Source organism: Cohnella sp. SGD-V74, from assembly GCF_003001675.1.
GTDB lineage: Bacteria > Bacillota > Bacilli > Paenibacillales > Paenibacillaceae > Cohnella.
Genome location: NZ_PVYW01000013.1, coordinates 71,794 through 91,373, shown reverse-complemented (window position 1 = coordinate 91,373; position 19,580 = coordinate 71,794). Strand labels below are relative to the sequence as shown.

The following is a 19,580-nucleotide window of genomic DNA, read 5'->3' as shown; positions in this document are numbered from 1 at the left end:
AGAGGAGGAACTTCGATGAAGCTGTGGAACGCTCTCTTCCGGAGGAGGAGAGGCCAAGGGAACTCGCAGCAGCGGAAGGCCGCCAAGCAAGACGGTCGCAGCGGCAAAGCCGCATCGCGGGAGAGTGAAGACGCCCTGTCGGAGGACATCGACGAGAATCTGCGGACGATCGTGACGGAGCTGGGCGGAAGCGACGATCTCACGATTCGCAAGATTGGCGTCGACGGGGCGAGCTCGATTGTCGCAGCCTTCATTTATATCGATAATCTGGTCGATTCCGGTACGGTGAACCAGATGCTTCTGCACCCGTTGATGTCGGAGATCGGAGAGAGTAAGTCCGGGAAGTCGCCCGAGGAATGGTACCGGAGGGTCAGGGATCGCGCGCTTGCGGTCGGCCGCGTGCACGAAATGCGTTCGCCGGAAGAAGCGCTTGCCTGCATCCTGGAAGGGCATACGATCGTGTTCCTGCAAGGGAGCGCGGCAGCCTTGGCCGCCGACACTTCGGGAGGCGACAGGCGGGCGGTGGAGGAGCCCGGCTCGCAGACGGTCATTCGCGGTCCCAAGGAGAGCTTCACGGAGTCGATCAAGACGAATCTGTCCTTGCTCCGCAGGCGGATCAAATCGCCTCGATTAAGGGTGGAGCGGAAAACGCTGGGGAGGCTGACGCAGACGCAGATCGCGTTGGTGTATCTTCACGGCATCGCGAAAGCCTCGATCGTTGAGGAGGTGCGGCGGAGAATCGACCGGATCGATACCGACAGCGTTCTGGAGAGCGCGTATGTCGAAGAGTTCATCCAGGACGCGCCGATTACGCCGTTCCCGACGATCGAGAATACGGAGCGGCCCGACGCGGCCGCCGCAGGCATTCTGGAAGGGCAGATCGCGATTATCGTAGACGGCACTCCGTTTGCGCTGCTCGCTCCGGTGACGTTCGTGCGTTTTTTCCAATCGAGCGAGGACTTCTATCAACGGTACGATATCGCTACCTTTCTGCGGTTGATCCGCTACGTCGCGTTTTTCGTGTCCATGCTGCTGCCCGCGATGTTTATTGCGATTACGACGTTCCACCAGGAAATGCTGCCGACTCCGCTGCTGATCAGCTTGGCGGCGCAGCGGGAAGGCGTGCCGTTCCCGGCGATCGTCGAAGCCCTGCTGATGGAAATCACGTTCGAAGTGCTGCGGGAAGCAGGGGTGCGGATGCCCAAGGTCATCGGTCCCGCGATCTCAATCGTCGGAGCTCTCGTGCTCGGGCAATCCGCCGTGCAAGCCGGACTGATCTCCGCGGCGATCGTCATCGTCGTGTCGTTCACCGCGATCGCCAGCTTCGTCATTCCGGCGATCAATATGTCGATCGCGGCCCGGCTGATCCGGTTCGTCATGATGATTCTGGGCGGGACGCTCGGACTGTTCGGAATCATGTCCGGCTTGATGGTGCTGCTCATTCATCTGGCGAGCCTGCGCTCCTTCGGCGTCCCTTATCTGGCTCCGCTGACGCCTTTCGTCTGGACCAACTGGAAGGATACGTTCGTTCGCATGCCTCACTGGGTCATGAAGAAGCGTCCCCCGACGATCGCGGACGGAAGCAATCTTATCCGTCAAGGCGACGATCAGATGCCGAAGCCTCCGGGTCGAAAAACGAAATTATAGGAGATCCCCCATGCCGATCAATGCTGAGAAGATAGGCTCTATACAGGCTGCGGTTTTGATCTCGATGGCCATCACGCCGACGGCCGCCATCGTCATTCCCACTGTATCTATCGGGGCGTCCGGGCAGGACGCCTGGCTGTCGGTGCTTGCGGCATGGCCGCTGGGCATCGGCTTCGCGCTGCTCTACGGCTCGCTCTCGCGAATGAATCCGGGAGTCTCCTTCTTCTCCTGGCTGGATTCCCGGTTAGGTCGGGCGGTAAGCGTCTTGGCGGGCCTGCTGCTGGCGCAATATTATCTGTCCGTCGCTTCGGTTACGATCCGGGAGCTCGTTAATTTCCTGTCCAACCAGCTGCTGCAGAAAACGCCTGTGGCGGTGCTGTCGGCCGTACCGCTCCTGATTGCCGTCTACGCGGCTTCGGAAGGCATCGAGGTCATCGCGCGGGTCAGCATCCTCGTCTGCGCCGGGATGATCGTGTTCCTCGCTCTGGGGATCGCCTTGGAGCTCAATCAGATGCAGCCGAAATTTCTGCTTCCCGTCGGGGACGTTTCGCTTCCGCGCCTCGTCGAGGGCGGGCTTCCGTCCGTAGGATGGCTGTCGGAAGCTTCGCTCCTGTTCATACTTGCCCCTTACCTGAACAAGCCGCGCCGCTCTACGGCTATTGCCATCGCGGGGATCTCTCTGTCGACCCTCCTGCTATTGATTATCGTGTTGGTGGTGCTGCTTCAATTCGGTCCGGAGCTGCCGGGCATTATGGCGTATCCCATGTTCGGAGCGGCGGAAATCATCAAATACGGGAGCTTCGTGGAGCGGGTGGATCTGATCTTCATCTGCGTCTGGGTCGCAACGGTCTACGTCAAGCTGTGTATTTTCCTGTTCGGCACGGTCCACTGCTTCACACATTCCCTCCGGATCAAAGCGGCAAAGCCTTTCCTCTGGACGATCAGCCTGCTCATTTTCTTGCACTCGCTGTTTTCCTGGTCGGATGAAGCGACGTTCCTTCATTATCAGAAATCCGTATCGACGGCCTTCTTGATTACGTGCAACGTGATCGTGCCCGCTCTGCTGTGGCTCGGATTGAAAATAAAGCGCCGCCCGGCGGCTTCGGCAGGGGAATCGCCGTGAGGGCGGGACAACGGTTCGCTTCGTTGCTGCTGTTGATGGCGTGCTTCGGGGCGACCGGATGCTGGGACAGGACGGAGCTGAACGAGCTGGCGATCACTTCGGCGACGGCAATCGATTGGGAGGACGGCAAGTGGAGCGTCTCCTATCAGGTCGTTATCCCGTCCGCGATCTCGAAGGCGATGAGCGTGACGGGAGGCGGAGCGTCGAAGCTGCCGATTATCGTCTATTCGACCCAAGGGAAGACGATCCGCGAGGCGGTCGGGCGCAGCACGCTGGAGAGCCCCCGTCACCTCTTCTTCTCCCATACCCGCGTCGTCGTCATCAGCGATGTTGCCGCCCGGCAGGGGCTGTCTCCGCTGCTGGACGTTTATTTCCGCAATCCCGACTCGCGGGAGACGGTGAGCGTGCTCATCGCGAAGGGCAATGCGCGCAAAATTTTGGAGCAGCTGATGCAGATTCAGATCATTCCGGGCGACGGTATCGAGGAAACTCTGCGCAAGGAATCCGAAGAGTTCTCCGCGCTGCCGAACATCAGAATCTACGATCTGGCGCTGTCGATCGTCAGCCCGTCCAAGAGCGCGATCGTGCCCGAAATTCTGATCTCGGGCAAGGAGGAGGTAAGCTCGGCGGACGCTTTGAGCAAAACCTCGTTGTCCTCCAAGCTGCGGCTGGGCCGATTGGCGGTGCTTAACGGAGACCGGATGGCCGGGTGGATGAGCCGAGAGGAAGCGCTCGGAGTCGCCTTCATCCGCAACCGGATCAAGACGACGACGATTCCCTTCTCCTGCGAGAAGAACAAGCCGAAGATCGACTCGGCATTCAAGCTGGCTAAGTCTTCGACGCGGCTGACGCCGAAGAAGGACGGCGACGGCTTCACGATGAAAATCGAGGTGGAGGGAGAGGGGCAGCTTCTCGAGACGGATTGCACGAGGGATCTGAACGAGCCTTCGGTCGCCCGTCAACTGGAGGACCAACTGGAGGGAGAGATCAAGGAGATGATCGAGACCGCGTGGCAGGCGGCCCGGAAAATGAACATCGACGTCGTCGGATTCGCGGACGCCATCCATCAGAAGTATCCGAAGGAATGGAAGCGGATGAAGAAAGATTGGCCTGCGTCCCTGGCGAAGATTCAAATCGAGCCGTCGGTTCAGGTCACGATCAAGCGGATGGGGCTGACCAACCAGTCGTTCAGAACTTTGACGGAAAAGGATTAGGGGCGGGAGCATGGAAGAGCTGATCATGTACTCTGTCGGGTACGCGGCGCTGCTGGCGCTGGGGTTGCGGGCTCTCCGGCGCGAAGGCAGGAAGATCGACCGGGTAATCTACATCGCGCTGATCGCCTGGTGCGCCTACATGAATATGGCCGGCTTGCTGCATTGGCCGACCGGGTCGGTCGCGGAGTTGAACGGCTGGCTATTCTTTCCGATCGGGCAATGGATATTGGCCCTGTTGGATGGTATGGTATAACTAACGGAGTCAAAGTCAAAGCATGGGGGAGAACGGGAACGGATGCACAACGGGAAAGCCATCATCGGCATCGACATCGGGACGACAAGCACGAAAAGCGTAGTGTTCGGAGAAGGCGGGAAGCAGCTCGGCAGCTTCGCGGTCGAGTATCCGCTGCTGCAGGAGCAGGCGGGCTGGGCCGAGCAGGAGCCGGAGACGATCGTGAACGCCCTTGCGCAGAGCGTACGGGGGGCGCTGGATCAGAGCGGACTAAGCGGAGAGGACGTCTCCGCGGCCGGCTTCAGCTCGGCGATGCATTCGGTGATCGCGGTCGACGACAGCGGGCGGCCGCTCACGAGAAGCATTACCTGGGCGGACGGGCGCAGCGAGCCGCAGGTCCGATCGATCAAGGAGCGGCCGGGCGGGCTCGAGATTTATAGACGGACGGGGACCCCGATCCACCCGATGTCGCCGCTTCCGAAGCTTATGTGGCTGCGGGAGCATCGGCCGGACGTGTGGGCGGACGCCCGCAGGTTCGTATCTATTAAAGAGTACGTCGTTCACCGTCTGTTCGGGGAGTGGGTCGTCGATCCTTCGCTCGCTTCGGCGACCGGATTGCTGCGTCTCGATACGCTGACTTGGGACGACGAGGCACTGAGCGTGGCGGGCTTGGACGCCGGCAGGCTGTCCGAGCTGCGGCCGGTCACGTACCGGCTGGAGGGGCTGGATCGGACGCTGGCGGCGGAGATGGGACTGCGGTCGGAGACGCCGTTCTTCCTCGGCTCCAGCGACGGAGCGCTGGCCAACCTGGGAGTCGGAGCGGTCGGAGCCGGGGATCTGGCGATTACGATCGGCACCAGCGCGGCAGTGAGGATGATGACGGACAAGCCGGCGACGGACGAGAGAATGCGCACGTTCTGCTACAGCGTGGCGGATTCTTCATATGTCGTGGGAGGCGCGACCAATAACGGAGCTATCGTGCTTCAATGGATGAAAAATGGCTTGTTCGGCGGGACCAAGACGACGGAGGAGCTGCTGGAAGAGGCGGCCCGGGTCGGCCCGGGGGCGGACGGCTTGCTGTTCCTCCCCTTCCTGTCGGGAGAGCGGGCTCCGATCTATAACGCGGAGGTGCGCGGCACTTATATCGGCGCCAATCTGGGTCATCGCGGCGAGCATTTCGTCCGCGCCGGGCTGGAGGGCGTTCTGTTCGCGGTGCTGTCGGTTGCGGAAGCGCTGCGGGATTTGGCCGGTCCGGCCTCGGAGGTTCGCGCTTCGGGGGGCTTCGCCAAGTCGCCGCTATGGCTGCAGATGCTGGCCGATATGCTGGGACAAGAGGTCGGCGTTCCCCGCGTGACCGAAGCTTCGGCGTTCGGAGCGGCGATGACGGCTATGCAGGGGCTGGGAGAGCTGACGGATCTAAGCTGCGCCAAGGAATGGGCGCCGATCGCGCAGCGGCTGCAGCCGGACTCCCGGCGGCACGGCATCTATCGGGAGCTGTTCGGGATTTACGAGCGAACGAGGGACGTTCTGCCGGAGCGGTTCGCGGAATTGGCGCAGTTTCAGCGCAAGCTTCGCTAGGCGGACGATAGGAGTGCGGCGGCCACCCTGCGCTCCGCGGGGGAAGTCGAAAAAAACGGTCGGATAGTGATAATAATTCTCATTGTTGGATACAATACTGAGGAGCCCAAACAAAAACGCCTTCGGCGCGGCGTCCCTGAGACGGTGAATGCGTTTTGTCGGAGACGATTCAGATAAGGATAGCGGATGTTATATTTTCTGAGTCATGGAGAAAGGGCTGCCCCGCAACCGATAATCGTTCGATACGACTCGGTAGGGGACAGCCCTTGGGCCCGAAATGCTTCCGGACCGAACCGTTATGTTATGCTCCGTGTGGTCGCACGAATTACATTTTCGGTTCGAACGTTTTGCAATCGGTCTCTTCGGAATGGGACGCTTGTTTGTTCCGGTTGTTCACGACGTAGATCGAAGAAGCGTGACACTCGTTCCCCGGACCCCAGTACTTGCAGGAATTCACTTCGCACAGTACGTCTTTGGCCATGGCTCGCTCACCTCCTCTCAATAGGATGGTCCAAGCGAATGGCTTTATACGTGGGGACCCCCCGCAAACTTTCCTTTTCGGAACGTTGTGCGGGTTTTTTCGCGTGCAATTGAGGCTTGGCGACGAGGTCGGTCCGCAGGAAAAACTTTTCAGAAGATGGCAAACATTGCGAAGGAAAATTTTCCCGAACGTAGAATAGATCAATAGTCGGAAAATGGAGAATTGTGACGGGACGAGAGGACTAGAGAGGCGCTGCCGGACGGGTCGCCGTTAAAGTCACAGGGGAGGCAAGCAGGCATGGCAGTTATCGAGGTCGTCAAATACGACGGACCCGCGGACGTGTTCGCGTGGAGATATCCGAATCAGGAGCTGGGAACGTGGACCCAGCTGATCGTCAACGAGACGCAGGAGGCAATCCTGTTCAAGGGCGGCAGGGCGCTGGACGCGTTCCGGGCGGGCCGCCATACGCTGAGCACGGCTAACATTCCGTTCTTGCAGGAGATTGTTAATCTACCGTTCGGGGGACGGTCTCCGTTCACGGCGGAAGTATGGTACGTCAACAAGATTCATTCGCTGGACGTCAAATGGGGGACGACGACTCCGCTGCAGCTGCAGGATCCGAAGTACCAGATCATCGTCACGGTGCGTTCCTTCGGACAATTCGGCTTGCAGATCGAAGACGCCCGCAAGTTCCTGACGAAGCTGATCGGCACGCTTCCGGTGTTCGACAAGGACGCGATGATCCGCCACTTCCGGGGCGTGCTGATGATGAATATCAAGGAGCTGATTTCTTCCTATCTGATCTTCAAGAAGATCAGCATTCTGGAGATCAGCGCCTATATGTCGGAAATCTCTAAGCATATCGAAGAGCGCATCGGGCCGATCTTCGCCGAGTTCGGCATCCGGATCTTGAATTTCTTCATCGATTCGATCAATATTCCGGACGACGATCCGGCAACGGCCAGATTAAAGGAAGCGTTGGCTAAGAGAGCGGAAATGGACATTCTCGGCTATACGTATCAACAGGAGCGCACGTTCGACACGCTGGAAGGAGCGGCCAGGAACGAGGGCAGCGGCAGCGCGAACGTGATGGGGGCCGGAATGGGACTGGGCATGGGCTTCGGCATCGGAGGCGCCATGGGCAATCAGGTATCGGGCCTGGCCGGTCAGCTGAACGTCGGCGGGGATTATAACAAAGCGTGTCCCAAATGCCGGACGATGAACCGCCAAGACGCCCAGTTCTGCATCTCCTGCGGCCACAACTACGCGGCTGCTCCGACAGGGGCGCCGGAAGTGCAGTGCAGCAATTGCGGCCGCAATTTTCCCGCGAGCGCGAATTTCTGCCTGCACTGCGGAGATCCGAACAATGCCTGCGAGAAATGCGGTACGGACAATCCGCAGGATGCGAGCCGGTGCGTGAAATGCGGTCATTCGCTGAAAGGCAATCCTTGCCGCCAGTGCGGCGAGGAAGTCGATCCGGCAGCCAAGTTCTGCCCGAATTGCGGCACCGGCATGTCGCTGAAATGCGGCAACTGCCAGCATGAGGTGAAGCCGGGACAGAAGTTCTGTCTCGAATGCGGCAATAAGCTGATCGATTAGAGGAGGCTGATCTTAAAGGGATGGATAACATCGGCTTGCAAAAGGAAGAAAGCTCCGGCAAAGGATTCGCCCGCATCGCCACGTTCGTCTATGCGTTCGCGCTGCTTGTTACCGCGGCACTGGTGCTGCTGCTCGGTCTGCCGTACGCCCGGACGTCCCATATTTGGATTACGCTTCCGTCCCTGATGCTGGGAGAGACGTTTCTGTACGGAATCACGCTTCATTACTTGGACAACCGTCCCCGTTCCCGCGGGCTGATCCCGGTGTATATCGCGATGGGCAGTGTCGCGGGGCTCTATTGGATCGGGGCGTTCGTGTTCGCGATGGTTTTCTCCTGGGCGCTGGACGTGTCGACGTTCCATTACGCTCTCGTGCAGTTTATTCTCCTGGGCGCGGCGGCTATCGTGCTCGGGCTTCTGGCGATGTACATGAAAAACGCGGCTCTGCAAGAGAAGGGCTCATGACGATCAGGCACTAGCAGGGTAATCCCGAAGTAACGTAACCAAGAGGTTGAAGAATCTAAGCCGATTGAGTCGGGTTGCAGCGGCAAATGGTGGTAAATTGGGGCTATAAGCTTGCTTTGTCGGGTTACAGCGGCAAACGGTGGTAAATCGGTGCTGTAAGCTTGCTCAGCCGGGTTACAGCGGCAAATGGTGGTAAATGGGTGCTGTAAGCTTGCTCAGTCGGGTTACAGCAGCAAATGGTGGTAAATTGGGGCTGTAAGCTTGCTCAGTCGGGTTACAGTGGCAAACTGTGGTAAAACGAGGCTACAGGCCGGCAGTATCGGGTTAGAACAGTACCGTGGCCAATGTCCCGACCGTCAATCTACTGCGTCGGCTTCGAGCGAAATCGTATTTTACTTCTGGAACGTTCTACTAGTACAAAGATAAAGAGAGGCAACCGACGGATGAAAATCGATAGTCCGAAAATTCACGGTTCGTTAATCATCGTATCCACGATTATTTTCTTCCCGCTGGCGATTCTGTTTATTCTGATCCGTTTTGCGGCGCATGCCAAGGTGAATCACCTGCGCGTCAAGGATTATAAGATCGTCGGACATGCTTTTATGACATTCTACGGCGTGATTCTTGCGATTCTTCTGGCCGTCATGGCCAGCGAATCCGATTTCGGAGCCGGGGATTTCGTACTGATGGCGATCGTGTTCGGGGTCATTCTGGGGGCTCCCGCGCTTATTTTCTATCTGCTGGCGAACAGCCGCAAAAATAAAATGCAAAATCTGTACGGAAGGTACTACCAGTTGACCACGTCGGAGGGTGTGCATACGGTAAGCGCCCTTGCGCAGCTGACGGGCGAAAGCGAATCGAACGTCAAGCAGGATATCAGCTACATGATCGCTACCGGCCGGCTTCCCGGGGCCAGATTAAACCCGGCGACCGGCCAGATCGCGATGGACGGCCGCAGGTCGTCCGGATCGCCGGACGCGGAAGCGGCCGCGGCGACGGAGCGTCCCGCGGGCAGGCCGCCGGTGGCCGTCACCTGCTTCGGCTGCGGAGCGAGCTCGCAGATTGTGCCCGGCGTCCAGGCGGAATGTGAATTTTGCGGCAACGCGCTGAGCGCGTCGGGCCGATGATGTAGACAGGAGCTGCTTCCGAAGCAAGGCGAGTTGCTTGCGGAGCAGCTCTTTGTCGTTGTTTGCCGCGGATGAGAATGCGCAAGAAGGTACATGTGCGGCAGCCCGATGTGGTAGGATAGAAAGGAATGTCGAGAAACGGTTAGCCCGGGTTCGAATCGGAACGGATGAGGTCAGGCTTGCGGCGGATCGAGGGACTAAGAGGATGGAGTGGATCGGGTGACGGATTTTACAGGATTGGGCGTGTCCGAGGGACGCGTGGATATATTGAGGGCAATGGGCATCGCGAAGCCGACGCCGGTGCAGGAGGAGACGATTCCGATCGTCAAGGCCGGGCATGACGTGATCAGCCAGGCGCAGACGGGTACCGGCAAGACGCTGGCGTTCGTGCTGCCGATGCTGGACAAGATCAGAACGGACGTGCCGCAGGTGCAGGGGCTTATTCTGACGCCTACCCGCGAGCTTGCGATTCAGATTACCGGGGAGATCAAGAAGCTGCTGAAGCCGGAGGACGGCATCCAGGTGCTGGCCGTATACGGGGGGCAGGACGTGGAGGCGCAGCTGCATAAGCTCAAGGGCGATATGCATCTAATCGTGGCGACGCCGGGACGGCTGCTCGACCACTTGCGCCGCGAGACAATCTCGCTGGAAGCCGTGAAAATGCTCGTGCTGGACGAAGCCGACCAGATGCTGCATATGGGCTTCCTGAAGGAAGTCGAGGATATTTTGCGTCAGACGCCGTATAAGAAGCAGACGATGCTGTTCTCGGCGACGATGCCGCCGGCGATTCGCGAGATGGCCGGACGCATTCTGCGCAATCCGCAGCATGTGACTGTGAAGGCCGAGCGCGTGACGGTAAAGGATATTCGCCAATGGGTCGTGGAGACGTCGGACCGCAACAAGCAGGAGACGCTCGTGAAGCTGCTGGAGGAGACTCAGCCGTATTTGAGCATCATTTTCTGCCGGACGAAGCGCCGGGCGAATACGCTGAACGTGGCGCTGCAGGAGATGGGCTATGCGTCGGACGAGCTGCACGGGGATCTGTCTCAGGCGAAGCGGGAGCAGGTCATGAAGAGGTTCCGCGACGCCAGGCTGCAGCTGCTGGTCGCAACGGATGTCGCGGCGCGCGGGCTGGACGTCGAGGGCGTCACCCACGTGTTCAACTACGACGTTCCGCTCGACGTGGAGAGCTACATCCACCGGATCGGCCGGACGGGCCGCGCGGGGGAGAAAGGGCTGGCGATTACGCTGATCGCGCCGAAGGATCGCCGGGAGTTCGCGGACATCGAGAACGGCATCCAGATGGCGATGGAACGCAGAAGCCCGGAAGGCGCGCCGCTATCCGGCGGAGGGCTGCAAGGCCCGCGCACCGGCGGCGGCTACGGGCGCCCGGGCGACGAGCGCCGGCCTCGCGGCGGAAGCGCGCGCGGCGGCTCTGGCGCGGGCGGTTCGGCTCGCGGGCGGCAGGAGCAGGGGCAAGGGCAAGGACGCCGCGGCCGCGGTGCGCCTGAAGCGGGAAGAGGAGGCCGTTCGGGCTCCGGCGCTAGCGCGGGCTCTGGGTTTGGATTTGGCTCTGGCGCGGGCGGCGGCTCCCGGGGCGAGCAGCGGTTCGAGCGGGGCGGCGGCGCTTCGGGGCGCGGCTCCGCTCAATCGGCCCGCGGCGGGCGTTCGGCCGAGTCGAGGAGCGGCGGCGGACGTGCGGTTGAGTCGAGGAGCGTTAGCGGACGTGCAGCCGAGTCGAGGAGCGTTAGCGGACGTGCAACCGAGGCAAGGAGCGGTGGCGGTCGCAACGTCGAGCCGAGAAGTGGAGGCGGACGTTCAAGCGAGTCCAGAAGCGGGGGGTTCGCGAGCGGCAGGTCGGCGGGTCCGAAGGCAGGCGCGAAGTCAGGTCTGAAGGCGGGCCCGAGGTCCGGCGGTGGCGGTAAATTCGGTGCAAGCGGGAGCCGTCCGAAGAGCGGACCGGCTGATGGGCGCAGCGGCCGCGGTCCGCGGCGGGGAAGATAGGCGGCGGAGAGGGATAAACGGCCGCGCGGCGCTTGGCGTCGCAGGACGGCGGCGATCATCCGCAAGCGTCTGTCGTTCGCACATCTAGAAGAAGGTCTCTGCTTCGTAAAGAAGCGGGGACCTTTTCAGTATTAAGCAAGTATAAAAGCGGCCCTCCGAGGGATGAGGCGAAGAAGCCCGCCAGGCGGCACTAATGACGGGACCGGGGCCGCGAGTGTCGGATAAGCGATGCGATTATTATTAAATTTGGCTAAAGGCGCAATTCCCCTATTTACCCAGTATATCCCAAGGCTTATACTCAATATGTCGAACTTTTAGACTAAATGTCGTTTAGTGCTTATGTCGCACACTGTTTGAACAAGCAGCATGACTTCATGCGGAGGGAATGGAAGGGTATGAGAATGGGCGTTGCAGGCAGGAAGCTTGCGGTTTTATTTTTGTCTTTGTGCCTCGTACTGAGCGTATTCGGTACCGCTTCGGCGGAGATCGGCTCCGCAGGCGCGGACCAGAAGCCGGTTGGAGCCGACGTTGTAGGCCACTGGTCCGAGAAGGTTATGAAGGAATGGGCGGACAAAGGCTATATCAAAGGATTCAGGGACGGTTCGCTGAAGCCGGATCAAACGGTGACGAGAGCGGAGTTCGCCAGCTTCGTCAACCGCGCTCATGCGTTTTCCGCGGAGGCGAGCATCGCGTTCGCCGATGTATCGGCCACGGCGTGGTATTACGCCGATGTGGCGAAGGGGAAAGCGGCAGGATACATAAACGGTTATCAGGATCAGACTTTTAAGCCGAACAAGACGATCACGCGCGTCGAAGCGGCAATCATGATCTCTCGGCTTGCCAAGCTGGGAACGGCAGCCGGAGGAGCGGCTCTTAAGGACGCTTCCGGGCTGTCCACGCAAAGCAAGGCGGCTGTCGACGCGGTCATCGCTGCCGGTCTGATGAGCGCGCCGGGCGGCAAGTTCCGTCCTTATGACGGTCTGACCCGCGCAGAGGCGGTAACGGTCATCGATCGCGCGGTCGCGAAGTCGGGCGCCAAGCAGCCGGTCTACGCGGCGACCTACGACAAGGCTGGAGATTATGGCTCTAAATCGCAGACGACGACCGTGAAGGGCGCCGTAGCGGTTACCGCAGGCGGAGTCACATTGAACAACATGGTCATTGAAGGAGATTTGCTTCTTGCCGAGAGCATCGGCGAGGGAGACGTCTACCTGAAAAACGTGACGGTCAAAGGCAAGACGACGATCAACGGAGGCGGAAAAAACAGTATTCACCTCCAGGACTCGTTCGTGTTGACCGTCATCGTAAACAAGAAGGACGGCAGCATCCGAATCGTCGCCGAAGGTTCGACGACGGTGGAGGAGATTACGCTGCAATCGGGCGCCAGACTCGTGGAGTCGAATTTGACCGGCAGCGGGTTTGGGGATCTGGTTCTGTCCCAAGCGATCCCGGCGAACGCGAACGTGGAGCTGTCCGGGCGCTTCGAGACGATCGACGTTATCGCGACTTCCCTGAACATTAACCTGGAATCCGGCTCGATCGCCGAGCTGCTGGTCGGTCAGGCGGCCGGCAATACGAATCTGGAGATCGGCAACGGCGCGAACGTCACGTCGTTGATCCTGAACGCTATCGCTCATGTCTCGGGCCAAGGCGTGATCGGCACGGCGACGATTAACGCCAGCGGCGCTACGATCGCCCAGACTCCGGAACGCGTAGTCGTGGCCGGCGGAGTGCAAGCGACGGTGAACGGCCAGACTGCGTCTACGACCAGCTCCGGCTCTGGAAGCGGTTCTGGTTCCGGCTCTGGCTCCGGTTCCGGTTCAGGCGGGGGCGGCACTCCGACGGTTTACGGATTTGCGGGAACGATTATTGACGCTCAAGGCAGTCCGGTCTCGGGCGTGACGATTAAATTCCGCCGCGGCGTGAGCAACGAGACGGGAGATGTCGTTGCAACAGCGTTGACGAACGAGAACGGTTACTACGTGGTGACGATAGCGCCGGGCGTCTACCGCGGAGAGGTTATCAAGGAAGGTTATCTGACGACTTACGTCGTAGGAGTCTCGCTATCGGCGGGAGGCTACAATCCTGGGCAGGATGCTACGATCGTAACGATTCCGAGAGCCGAAGAAATCCGCATTGTGTTGAGTTGGGGAGAGAACCCGCGCGACGAGGATTCCCATCTGTTGGGACCAACGCCGACTGGCGAGGGATTCCATACGTGGTACTCCTACAAGGAGTACAAGTATAACGGAACGCTGTACGCCGATCTAGATATCGACGACGTGAACTCCTACGGCCCGGAGACGACGACGATCCGTCAACGCGTAGACGGGACGTATCAGTTCTATGTTCATCATTACTCTGGAATCAGCACGCTTCGCAAGTCGAACGCTCGCGTAGAAGTGTACGTAGGCTCGGAGACTTCCCCTTCGGCGACTTATGCTATCCCGACAGGCGAAGGCGCCGAGATGTTCTGGAACGTATTCGAAATGACGATCGACGGAGCCAATGTCTCGTTCGTGGAGAAGAACGAGCTGACCAACGCTCCGCCGACGCCGAAATACGGTTCGGGCGTCAGCAGAACGCCTCTGCTGGATGAGATCCATTACGAGAATAACTACGGCGCTGCAGACGTGCTGAGAGTGAGGAATCTTTCTCCAGGAGATGTCGCGTACGCGATTTTGGAAGACGGCATAGAATATTCCTCCAATCCTGTAGCGGCGGGGGCAAGCACGGCGGAGTTCACCGAATTGGACTTCGGCGAGCAGGCCAACGCAATCTCGGTATCCGTCAAGAGCGCGAATAAGGAGAAGAGTTCGACACTCAGAGTGGATATTCCGTCAGAAGCCGGCTATGCGGTTGAGCAAGCGAACAAGTTCGTCGACTTCGAGTTGGATACCGATGTTACCGTTACCGATACCGTCTATCTGAGAACGAGCGGCGCATTGGGATCGCGGACGGACTTCACTATTACGGACGTAAGACCGGTTTCCGTGACCGAAGCGACTTATTTGGAGGTTACGGGAGAGGCTGGAGGCTATTTGAAGCTGAACGCTTACAATACGACAGACGAAGCGCTTGAATTCGAAGTCACGATCGAGGTGAGCGTCAGCGGTCAACATACGGCCCAAAAGAAGATAAAAGTAACGGTTCTGCCGGTCGAGCTCGCGCTGGAGATCGAATTGCTGTTTACGCAGTCGCGACAGCTGGTGCTGCAGGATGAAGACTTGGGGCAGGCGATTACCTACGCGGAAACGGTACTGCAATCACAGGACTCCAACGGAGAGGATTACAGTGCTGCGCTAACCGCGCTAATAGCGGCGTATAGAGCTGCGCTCTGATTAGAGAGCCGCGGGGACGCTAAACAAAATCAAGATTGAACACGACAAAGCCCGGAGCAGGGGGAACCGCTCCGGGCTTTGTTATAATTTAATCCGGCTTAGGCCAACAAACGGGCGATCTGATCGGCCGGTTGAGGCTTATGGAAGATGAAGCCCTGGATTTCATGGCAATTGTTCTCTTGCAGGAACGCCAGTTGTTCGCTCGTCTCGACGCCCTCTGCGATGACGGTCAGGTTCAACCGGCTGGCGATGAGCAGCATGGCCACGATGATGGCTTCGTCCTTGCGGTCCCGAGCGATGCCGCTGACGAAGGAACGATCGATTTTGATCTTGTCGACGGGCAGCAGCTTCAAGTAGTTCAAGGACGAATACTGGGTGCCGAAGTCGTCGATCGAGATCGTGAAGCCCATGTCACGCAGCGTATGCAAGGCGGGCTGCATGTCTTCCTTCATCGCCATGTTCTCGGTAATCTCCAGCTCGATAGATTGCGGATCGAGGCCGTGCTCGCCGACGATCGCTCCGATCCGTTCCGGCAGGTCCTTCTGGGCGAATTGCCGGGCCGACAGGTTGACGGCAATCCGGATCGGCGGAAGTCCGGCGTCCAGCCAAGCGCGGCTCTGGGCGCACACGATCTGCAGCATCCGTTCTCCGATCGGCACGATCAGCCCGGTCTCCTCCGCGATCGGGATGAAGTTGTTCGGAGCGATGATGCCCTTCGTCGGATGCACCCAGCGGATCAGCGCCTCCAGTCCGACGACTTTGCCGGACTCCACTTCGATCTGAGGCTGGTAATAGACCGTGAACTCGTCTTTGGCCAGAGCGACTCGCAAGCTGCTCTTGATCTCCATCGCTTCTTCGGCGTTCGGGTTCAGCGATACGTCGTAAATGCGGAATTGATTTTTGCCCTCGTCTTTGGCGCGATACATGGCGAGGTCCGCGTTGCGGATCAGCGAAGCGCTGTCCTGAGCGTGCAGAGGGAAGAGGGCGACGCCGATGCTGGTCGTCATGAAGTGCTCGGTGTCCCGAATCACGAAGGGGCTCTGGAACAGCTCGCGAACTTGATGCGCAAGCTGGCGAACCTGCTCCATGCTCTCGATGCGAGGAATCATGATCGTGAATTCGTCGCCGCCGATACGCGAGATTTCCACTTCGGGAAAAGGCAGCTCGGCCAGACGCCGTCCAGCCTCCTTGAGCATCATGTCCCCGTGGATATGGCCTAACGAATCGTTGATCATTTTAAAATGGTCGAGATCCAGGTACAGCAAAGCCAGCGTCTCTCCGGCCAGCCTGCCGCTCTCGATTTTATGAACCAGTTGTTCGTTAAAATAGGTCCGGTTGTACAAGCCGGTCACAGCGTCCCGGTAAGCAGCGGCGGTCAGCTCGTCGAAGGTCGATTCCAGCTTCTTGTTGGCGATCTCGAGGTTGTGAGTGCGTTCCTTCACGATCTGCTGCAGACGGGCTTTCTGCGTCATCTGGGCATAGAGGAAATAAATGAGAAGAACCAGCGATCCTAAGCAGACCGTCCGGAAAATCCGGATTTTGGACGCGACGGATTCCAGCCTCTCGCGGTTGGGGACAGCCGCCATCTCCCATTCGCCGTCGCTCAGCTCTATTTTCCGGATAATGGCCGATTCTTCGAACAGATTGGGATCGCCCATCAGGACAAGCGAGTTGCCCCTGACGGAGAAATTGATGCCTTTATCCCCGTTAAACAGATCCGCTTCCTGCAAAATCGGATTAATATCCAGCACGACGGATACGAAGCCCCAGAATTTGCCGTTATGCTCGATCGCTTGCCGCGAGAGCAGACCCAGACCTCCTTGAGTCAGCTCGCGCGGACCGAGAATCGTCATGTCGTCGGTTAGCTTGGTCCGTTCGGCGTTGCGCCGGATTTCCGCATCTTCGCTGTGGAACAAATCCAAGCCCAAGATGTTCTCGTTGCCTGTCAAGGGATGGACGAACCGCGCGATTCCGTTCGGATAGATCGAGAGGTTGCGAATGCCGGGAATCCGGCCAGTGAAGTTGTCGGCGAACGTATGGAAGCGCGAATCGGATAAGGCTCCGGTATGCGTGAGCTCGTTGATGACGAAAGCTTTGATGCCGTTCGTGAGCAGAAGTCTGCTCTGGATGGCGGTGGCCAAGGCGGAAGCGTTGGCGGACAGTTCGTAGGCGGTATCCCGGTTGATTTCCCGGATCAGATTATCGCGATAGGAATCGGTCAAATAATGGACCAAGCTGCCCAAAATCAGCGTTACGCAAGCCAGGGTGAGCCATATTCTCGGCGGCACGGCGGCGAATCGTTCGGTTATGGAGACGGCGTTGAACATGAGCGAGATCACCCCGGATGCGTACGAGTGGGTAGCGATGAACCCAGATTAAGCGATAATTGTTAAGATTGTTTTCGGAAAAGCATGAGCAAGTTATGAGTTTCCCGGAGATTCGGCGCGCGACGCCGCTCTAATCCCGGAGGAAACGATCGGTCCGTCGTTCACGAGCCGGGTGGCGATCAAGCCCATCTGGTGTGGAGTTTCCCGCATTCCGTTCTGAATCCAGTGCAGCACCATGCCGAAGTTGGCGGAGGTCATGTAGGCGACGAGATATTCTCTGGGAATGAGCGATTGGGAACCTTCGGGCAGCAGGTATTCGAGCTTGCCGAACAGATGGGAAGCCATCAGGTTGCGAAATTTCATCGCGTAAGAGAGGTCGCCTCGAGGCCCGAGCATCACCTTGAAAAAATCGGCGTTGCGCCGGATTTCTTCGAATATGCTGACGACTTTCGGATAAGGCTCGGCAACATGGGCGTATTCGCTGAGCTCGCGGGGATCGAGAAGCTTCACGAGGGAGAACACCCGCTCGAACATCTCGTCCATTACCTTGTTCATCATATCCGGCACGTCGCGATAATGTAAATAGAACGTCCCGCGATTCACGTCGGCGCGTTCGGCGATATCCGTTACGGTAACGTGCTCGATTCCTTTTTCCTCGATACTCTCCAACAGAGCCCGGTGCAGAAGCTGCTTCGTGCGAATTTGTCTGCGATCAATCTTATTCATAGGTCGCTGATCCTCCCGGTGACGATTTTTTTCCCACTTGCTGAACAGTCGGAATCGATTGTGTTGAGTAGTTAACAATCGGATTAAATGTGATTATTGTAGGTTCCATGTCGCCTTATTATAATAAACGCATTGCCCGATAATCAACGTTATGTTCATTATTATAGATGGGGAGATGGAGAAGAAATGGGTTTGCTTAAACAGAAAATGACTTGGCTGAGCGTTGTTGTTGTGGTGATCGTGCTGACGGTGTTCGGGGCGGCGATGATGGGATCGGTGGTCGGTACGAAGGCTAAGGACATGCCGGTGGCCCTGGTCGTATTGGACCAGCCGGCAGAGCTTCCCTCAGGGAGCGCGCTTGCGGCGGGAGAGCTGATCAAGGAGAAATTGACCTCGAATGCGGCGTTCCCGATTGCCTGGGAAATCGTCGATTCGGAAGAGAAGGCGCGCGAAGGTCTGGATGAACGCGAATATTACGGAGCTCTGGTGCTTCCGGCGGATTTGAGCCGCGGCCTGCTGTCGCTGGCGTCGCCCGAACCGCAGCCGGCGGAGATCGCGATTCTCGTCAACGAGGGCATGAACATGCAGGCGTCGACGGTCGTGAGGCAGGTTCTGGATCAGGCGATGAGAAGGGTCGGATTGGAGATGTCGACGCAACTGCTCGGGCAGATGGGGCAGCAAACGCAGCAGATTCCGGTAAGCGCGGCGCAGGCGCTGCTGACGCCGATCGTCGTGAAGGAGGAGATCGTTCATCCTTCCGGGGCGAACAATGCGAACGGAAATGCGCCGGCGCTGCTCACGCAGATTATGTGGATCGGCAGTCTGGTGACGGCGATGAGCTTGTTTATGGCGGGGGAGAAGGCGGGAACGGCAGGGAGCGGGAGATGGGCGTCGGTCGGGCTTCAGGCCGCGATCGGCCTGGCGGTGACGGGAATCGCTGCGGGATTCGTCGTCTGGATGGCTTCTTCCTGGTACGGGATGGAGCTGGCGAGCGCGGGAGCGACGTGGACGTTCCTGTGGCTGGTCGCCGCTGCGTTCTTCCTCCTGCAATCGTCCCTGCTGAACTGGATCGGTCTGCCGGCGATGGCGCTGCTCGTGCTGCTGATGTTTTTCTCGATGCCGCTGCTGGGCATGGCTCCGGAATTCTTGTCGGCAACGACGCGCGATTGGATCTATTCCTGGACTCCGCTCCGATTCGCCTCCGGCGGGCTGAGGGAAACGATGTACTTCGGCGGATGGGATGCGGTCGGCTCGAACGGGACGGTGCTGTGGAGCTTGGCGGGCGGATTTCTGGCGCTGCTGCTGGCTTCCGGGATCAAGAAGGCCAAGGCGGCCTCGGAACGGCTATAGACGATTTTACCCCTGGTCCTTGGCGGGCCGGGGGTGTTTTGTCCTGGAGAGGCGGAGGCGCGGGTAGGCAATCGGATATAGTTTTCCGGTCAGAGTTGAATAGATGTTCCCAGTCGGAGGGGTGGGCACATGGACGGAGTTCTGGATGGGATTGGCATTACTGTTTAAAGCGGCATTAAAATGATGCATCCGAGGTCACGGCTTCACCGCTTGCATGCGGGCGGTTAGGTCGGCGGGACAAGCTGTGGACGATTTTCTCCCGGGTCGGAGGACGCTGTTCGATTCCCGATCTTATCCGCTATGTTTAGGGGGAATCACCAACTTCATCGCGAGGAGAGGAATTCGAGTGACGAAAGATCAGGCATGG

General features: G+C 58.9%; 14 protein-coding genes. 11 read left to right on the top strand and 3 right to left on the bottom strand.

Features of this window, described 5'->3' with window-relative positions; genetic code table 11:
* Positions 1-15 precede the first annotated feature (15 nt).
* The 5 genes from B0G52_RS19835 to B0G52_RS19815 are packed head-to-tail and all read left to right on the top strand — an operon-like array spanning position 16 to position 5,794.
* Positions 16-1,647, top strand: coding sequence for a spore germination protein (locus tag B0G52_RS19835; RefSeq protein ID WP_094047122.1), 1,632 nt, complete (start codon positions 16-18; stop codon positions 1,645-1,647).
* A gap of 10 nt (positions 1,648-1,657) precedes the next feature.
* Positions 1,658-2,770 (top strand): GerAB/ArcD/ProY family transporter, encoded by a 1,113-nt coding sequence (locus B0G52_RS19830; RefSeq protein WP_094047121.1) that lies wholly within the window; start codon positions 1,658-1,660, stop codon positions 2,768-2,770.
* Positions 2,767-3,984, top strand: a complete 1,218-nt coding sequence (locus tag B0G52_RS19825) for a Ger(x)C family spore germination protein (protein WP_094047120.1) — start codon at positions 2,767-2,769, stop codon at positions 3,982-3,984. The genes B0G52_RS19830 and B0G52_RS19825 overlap by 4 nt, the downstream gene beginning before the upstream one ends.
* A 10-nt stretch (positions 3,985-3,994) precedes the next feature.
* Positions 3,995-4,237, top strand: coding sequence for a hypothetical protein (locus B0G52_RS19820; protein WP_094047119.1), 243 nt, complete (start codon positions 3,995-3,997; stop codon positions 4,235-4,237).
* Positions 4,238-4,279: 42 nt separating this feature from the next.
* Entirely contained in the window at positions 4,280-5,794 is a 1,515-nt protein-coding gene (locus tag B0G52_RS19815; RefSeq protein WP_094047118.1) for a gluconokinase, read from the top strand.
* Between the two features lie 325 nt (positions 5,795-6,119).
* Here B0G52_RS19815 and B0G52_RS19810 read toward each other — a convergent pair whose 3' ends face one another.
* The gene (locus B0G52_RS19810; RefSeq protein ID WP_094047117.1) at positions 6,120-6,275 is read right to left on the bottom strand and encodes a DUF1540 domain-containing protein; all 156 of its coding nucleotides are present in this window, start codon (positions 6,273-6,275) and stop codon (positions 6,120-6,122) included.
* A gap of 297 nt (positions 6,276-6,572) precedes the next feature.
* Between B0G52_RS19810 and B0G52_RS19805 the strand changes: the two genes are divergently transcribed.
* The 5 genes from B0G52_RS19805 to B0G52_RS19785 all read left to right on the top strand — a co-directional run bounded on the left by B0G52_RS19805 (position 6,573) and on the right by B0G52_RS19785 (position 14,810).
* Positions 6,573-7,874: an SPFH domain-containing protein gene (locus B0G52_RS19805; protein ID WP_094047116.1), complete on the top strand. Its 1,302-nt coding sequence runs from the start codon at positions 6,573-6,575 to the stop codon at positions 7,872-7,874.
* Between the two features lie 20 nt (positions 7,875-7,894).
* Positions 7,895-8,338, top strand: a complete 444-nt coding sequence (locus B0G52_RS19800; RefSeq protein WP_094047115.1) for a hypothetical protein — start codon at positions 7,895-7,897, stop codon at positions 8,336-8,338.
* Between the two features lie 443 nt (positions 8,339-8,781).
* Positions 8,782-9,465, top strand: coding sequence for a hypothetical protein (locus B0G52_RS19795; protein ID WP_094047114.1), 684 nt, complete (start codon positions 8,782-8,784; stop codon positions 9,463-9,465).
* A 219-nt stretch (positions 9,466-9,684) separates the two neighbouring features.
* A complete protein-coding gene (locus B0G52_RS19790) occupies positions 9,685-11,469 on the top strand; it encodes a DEAD/DEAH box helicase (RefSeq protein WP_369827094.1) in 1,785 nt (594 codons plus the stop codon).
* A 395-nt stretch (positions 11,470-11,864) separates the two neighbouring features.
* On the top strand, positions 11,865-14,810 hold the full coding sequence (locus tag B0G52_RS19785) for an S-layer homology domain-containing protein (protein ID WP_158223794.1): 2,946 nt from the start codon (positions 11,865-11,867) through the stop codon (positions 14,808-14,810).
* Between the two features lie 98 nt (positions 14,811-14,908).
* On the opposite strand, the gene B0G52_RS19780 is transcribed toward B0G52_RS19785, so the two are convergent.
* Positions 14,909-17,137, bottom strand: coding sequence for a putative bifunctional diguanylate cyclase/phosphodiesterase (locus B0G52_RS19780; protein ID WP_094047112.1), 2,229 nt, complete (start codon positions 17,135-17,137; stop codon positions 14,909-14,911).
* Positions 17,138-17,230: 93 nt separating this feature from the next.
* Complete coding sequence (locus tag B0G52_RS19775) at positions 17,231-17,863, bottom strand: TetR/AcrR family transcriptional regulator (RefSeq protein WP_094047111.1); 633 nt, start codon at positions 17,861-17,863, stop codon at positions 17,231-17,233.
* 186 nt (positions 17,864-18,049) lie between these two features.
* Here B0G52_RS19775 and B0G52_RS19770 point away from each other — a divergent pair, with 186 nt between their 5' ends.
* Positions 18,050-19,213 (top strand): YhgE/Pip domain-containing protein, encoded by a 1,164-nt coding sequence (locus B0G52_RS19770; protein ID WP_094047110.1) that lies wholly within the window; start codon positions 18,050-18,052, stop codon positions 19,211-19,213.
* The last annotated feature ends 367 nt before the right edge of the window (positions 19,214-19,580 follow it).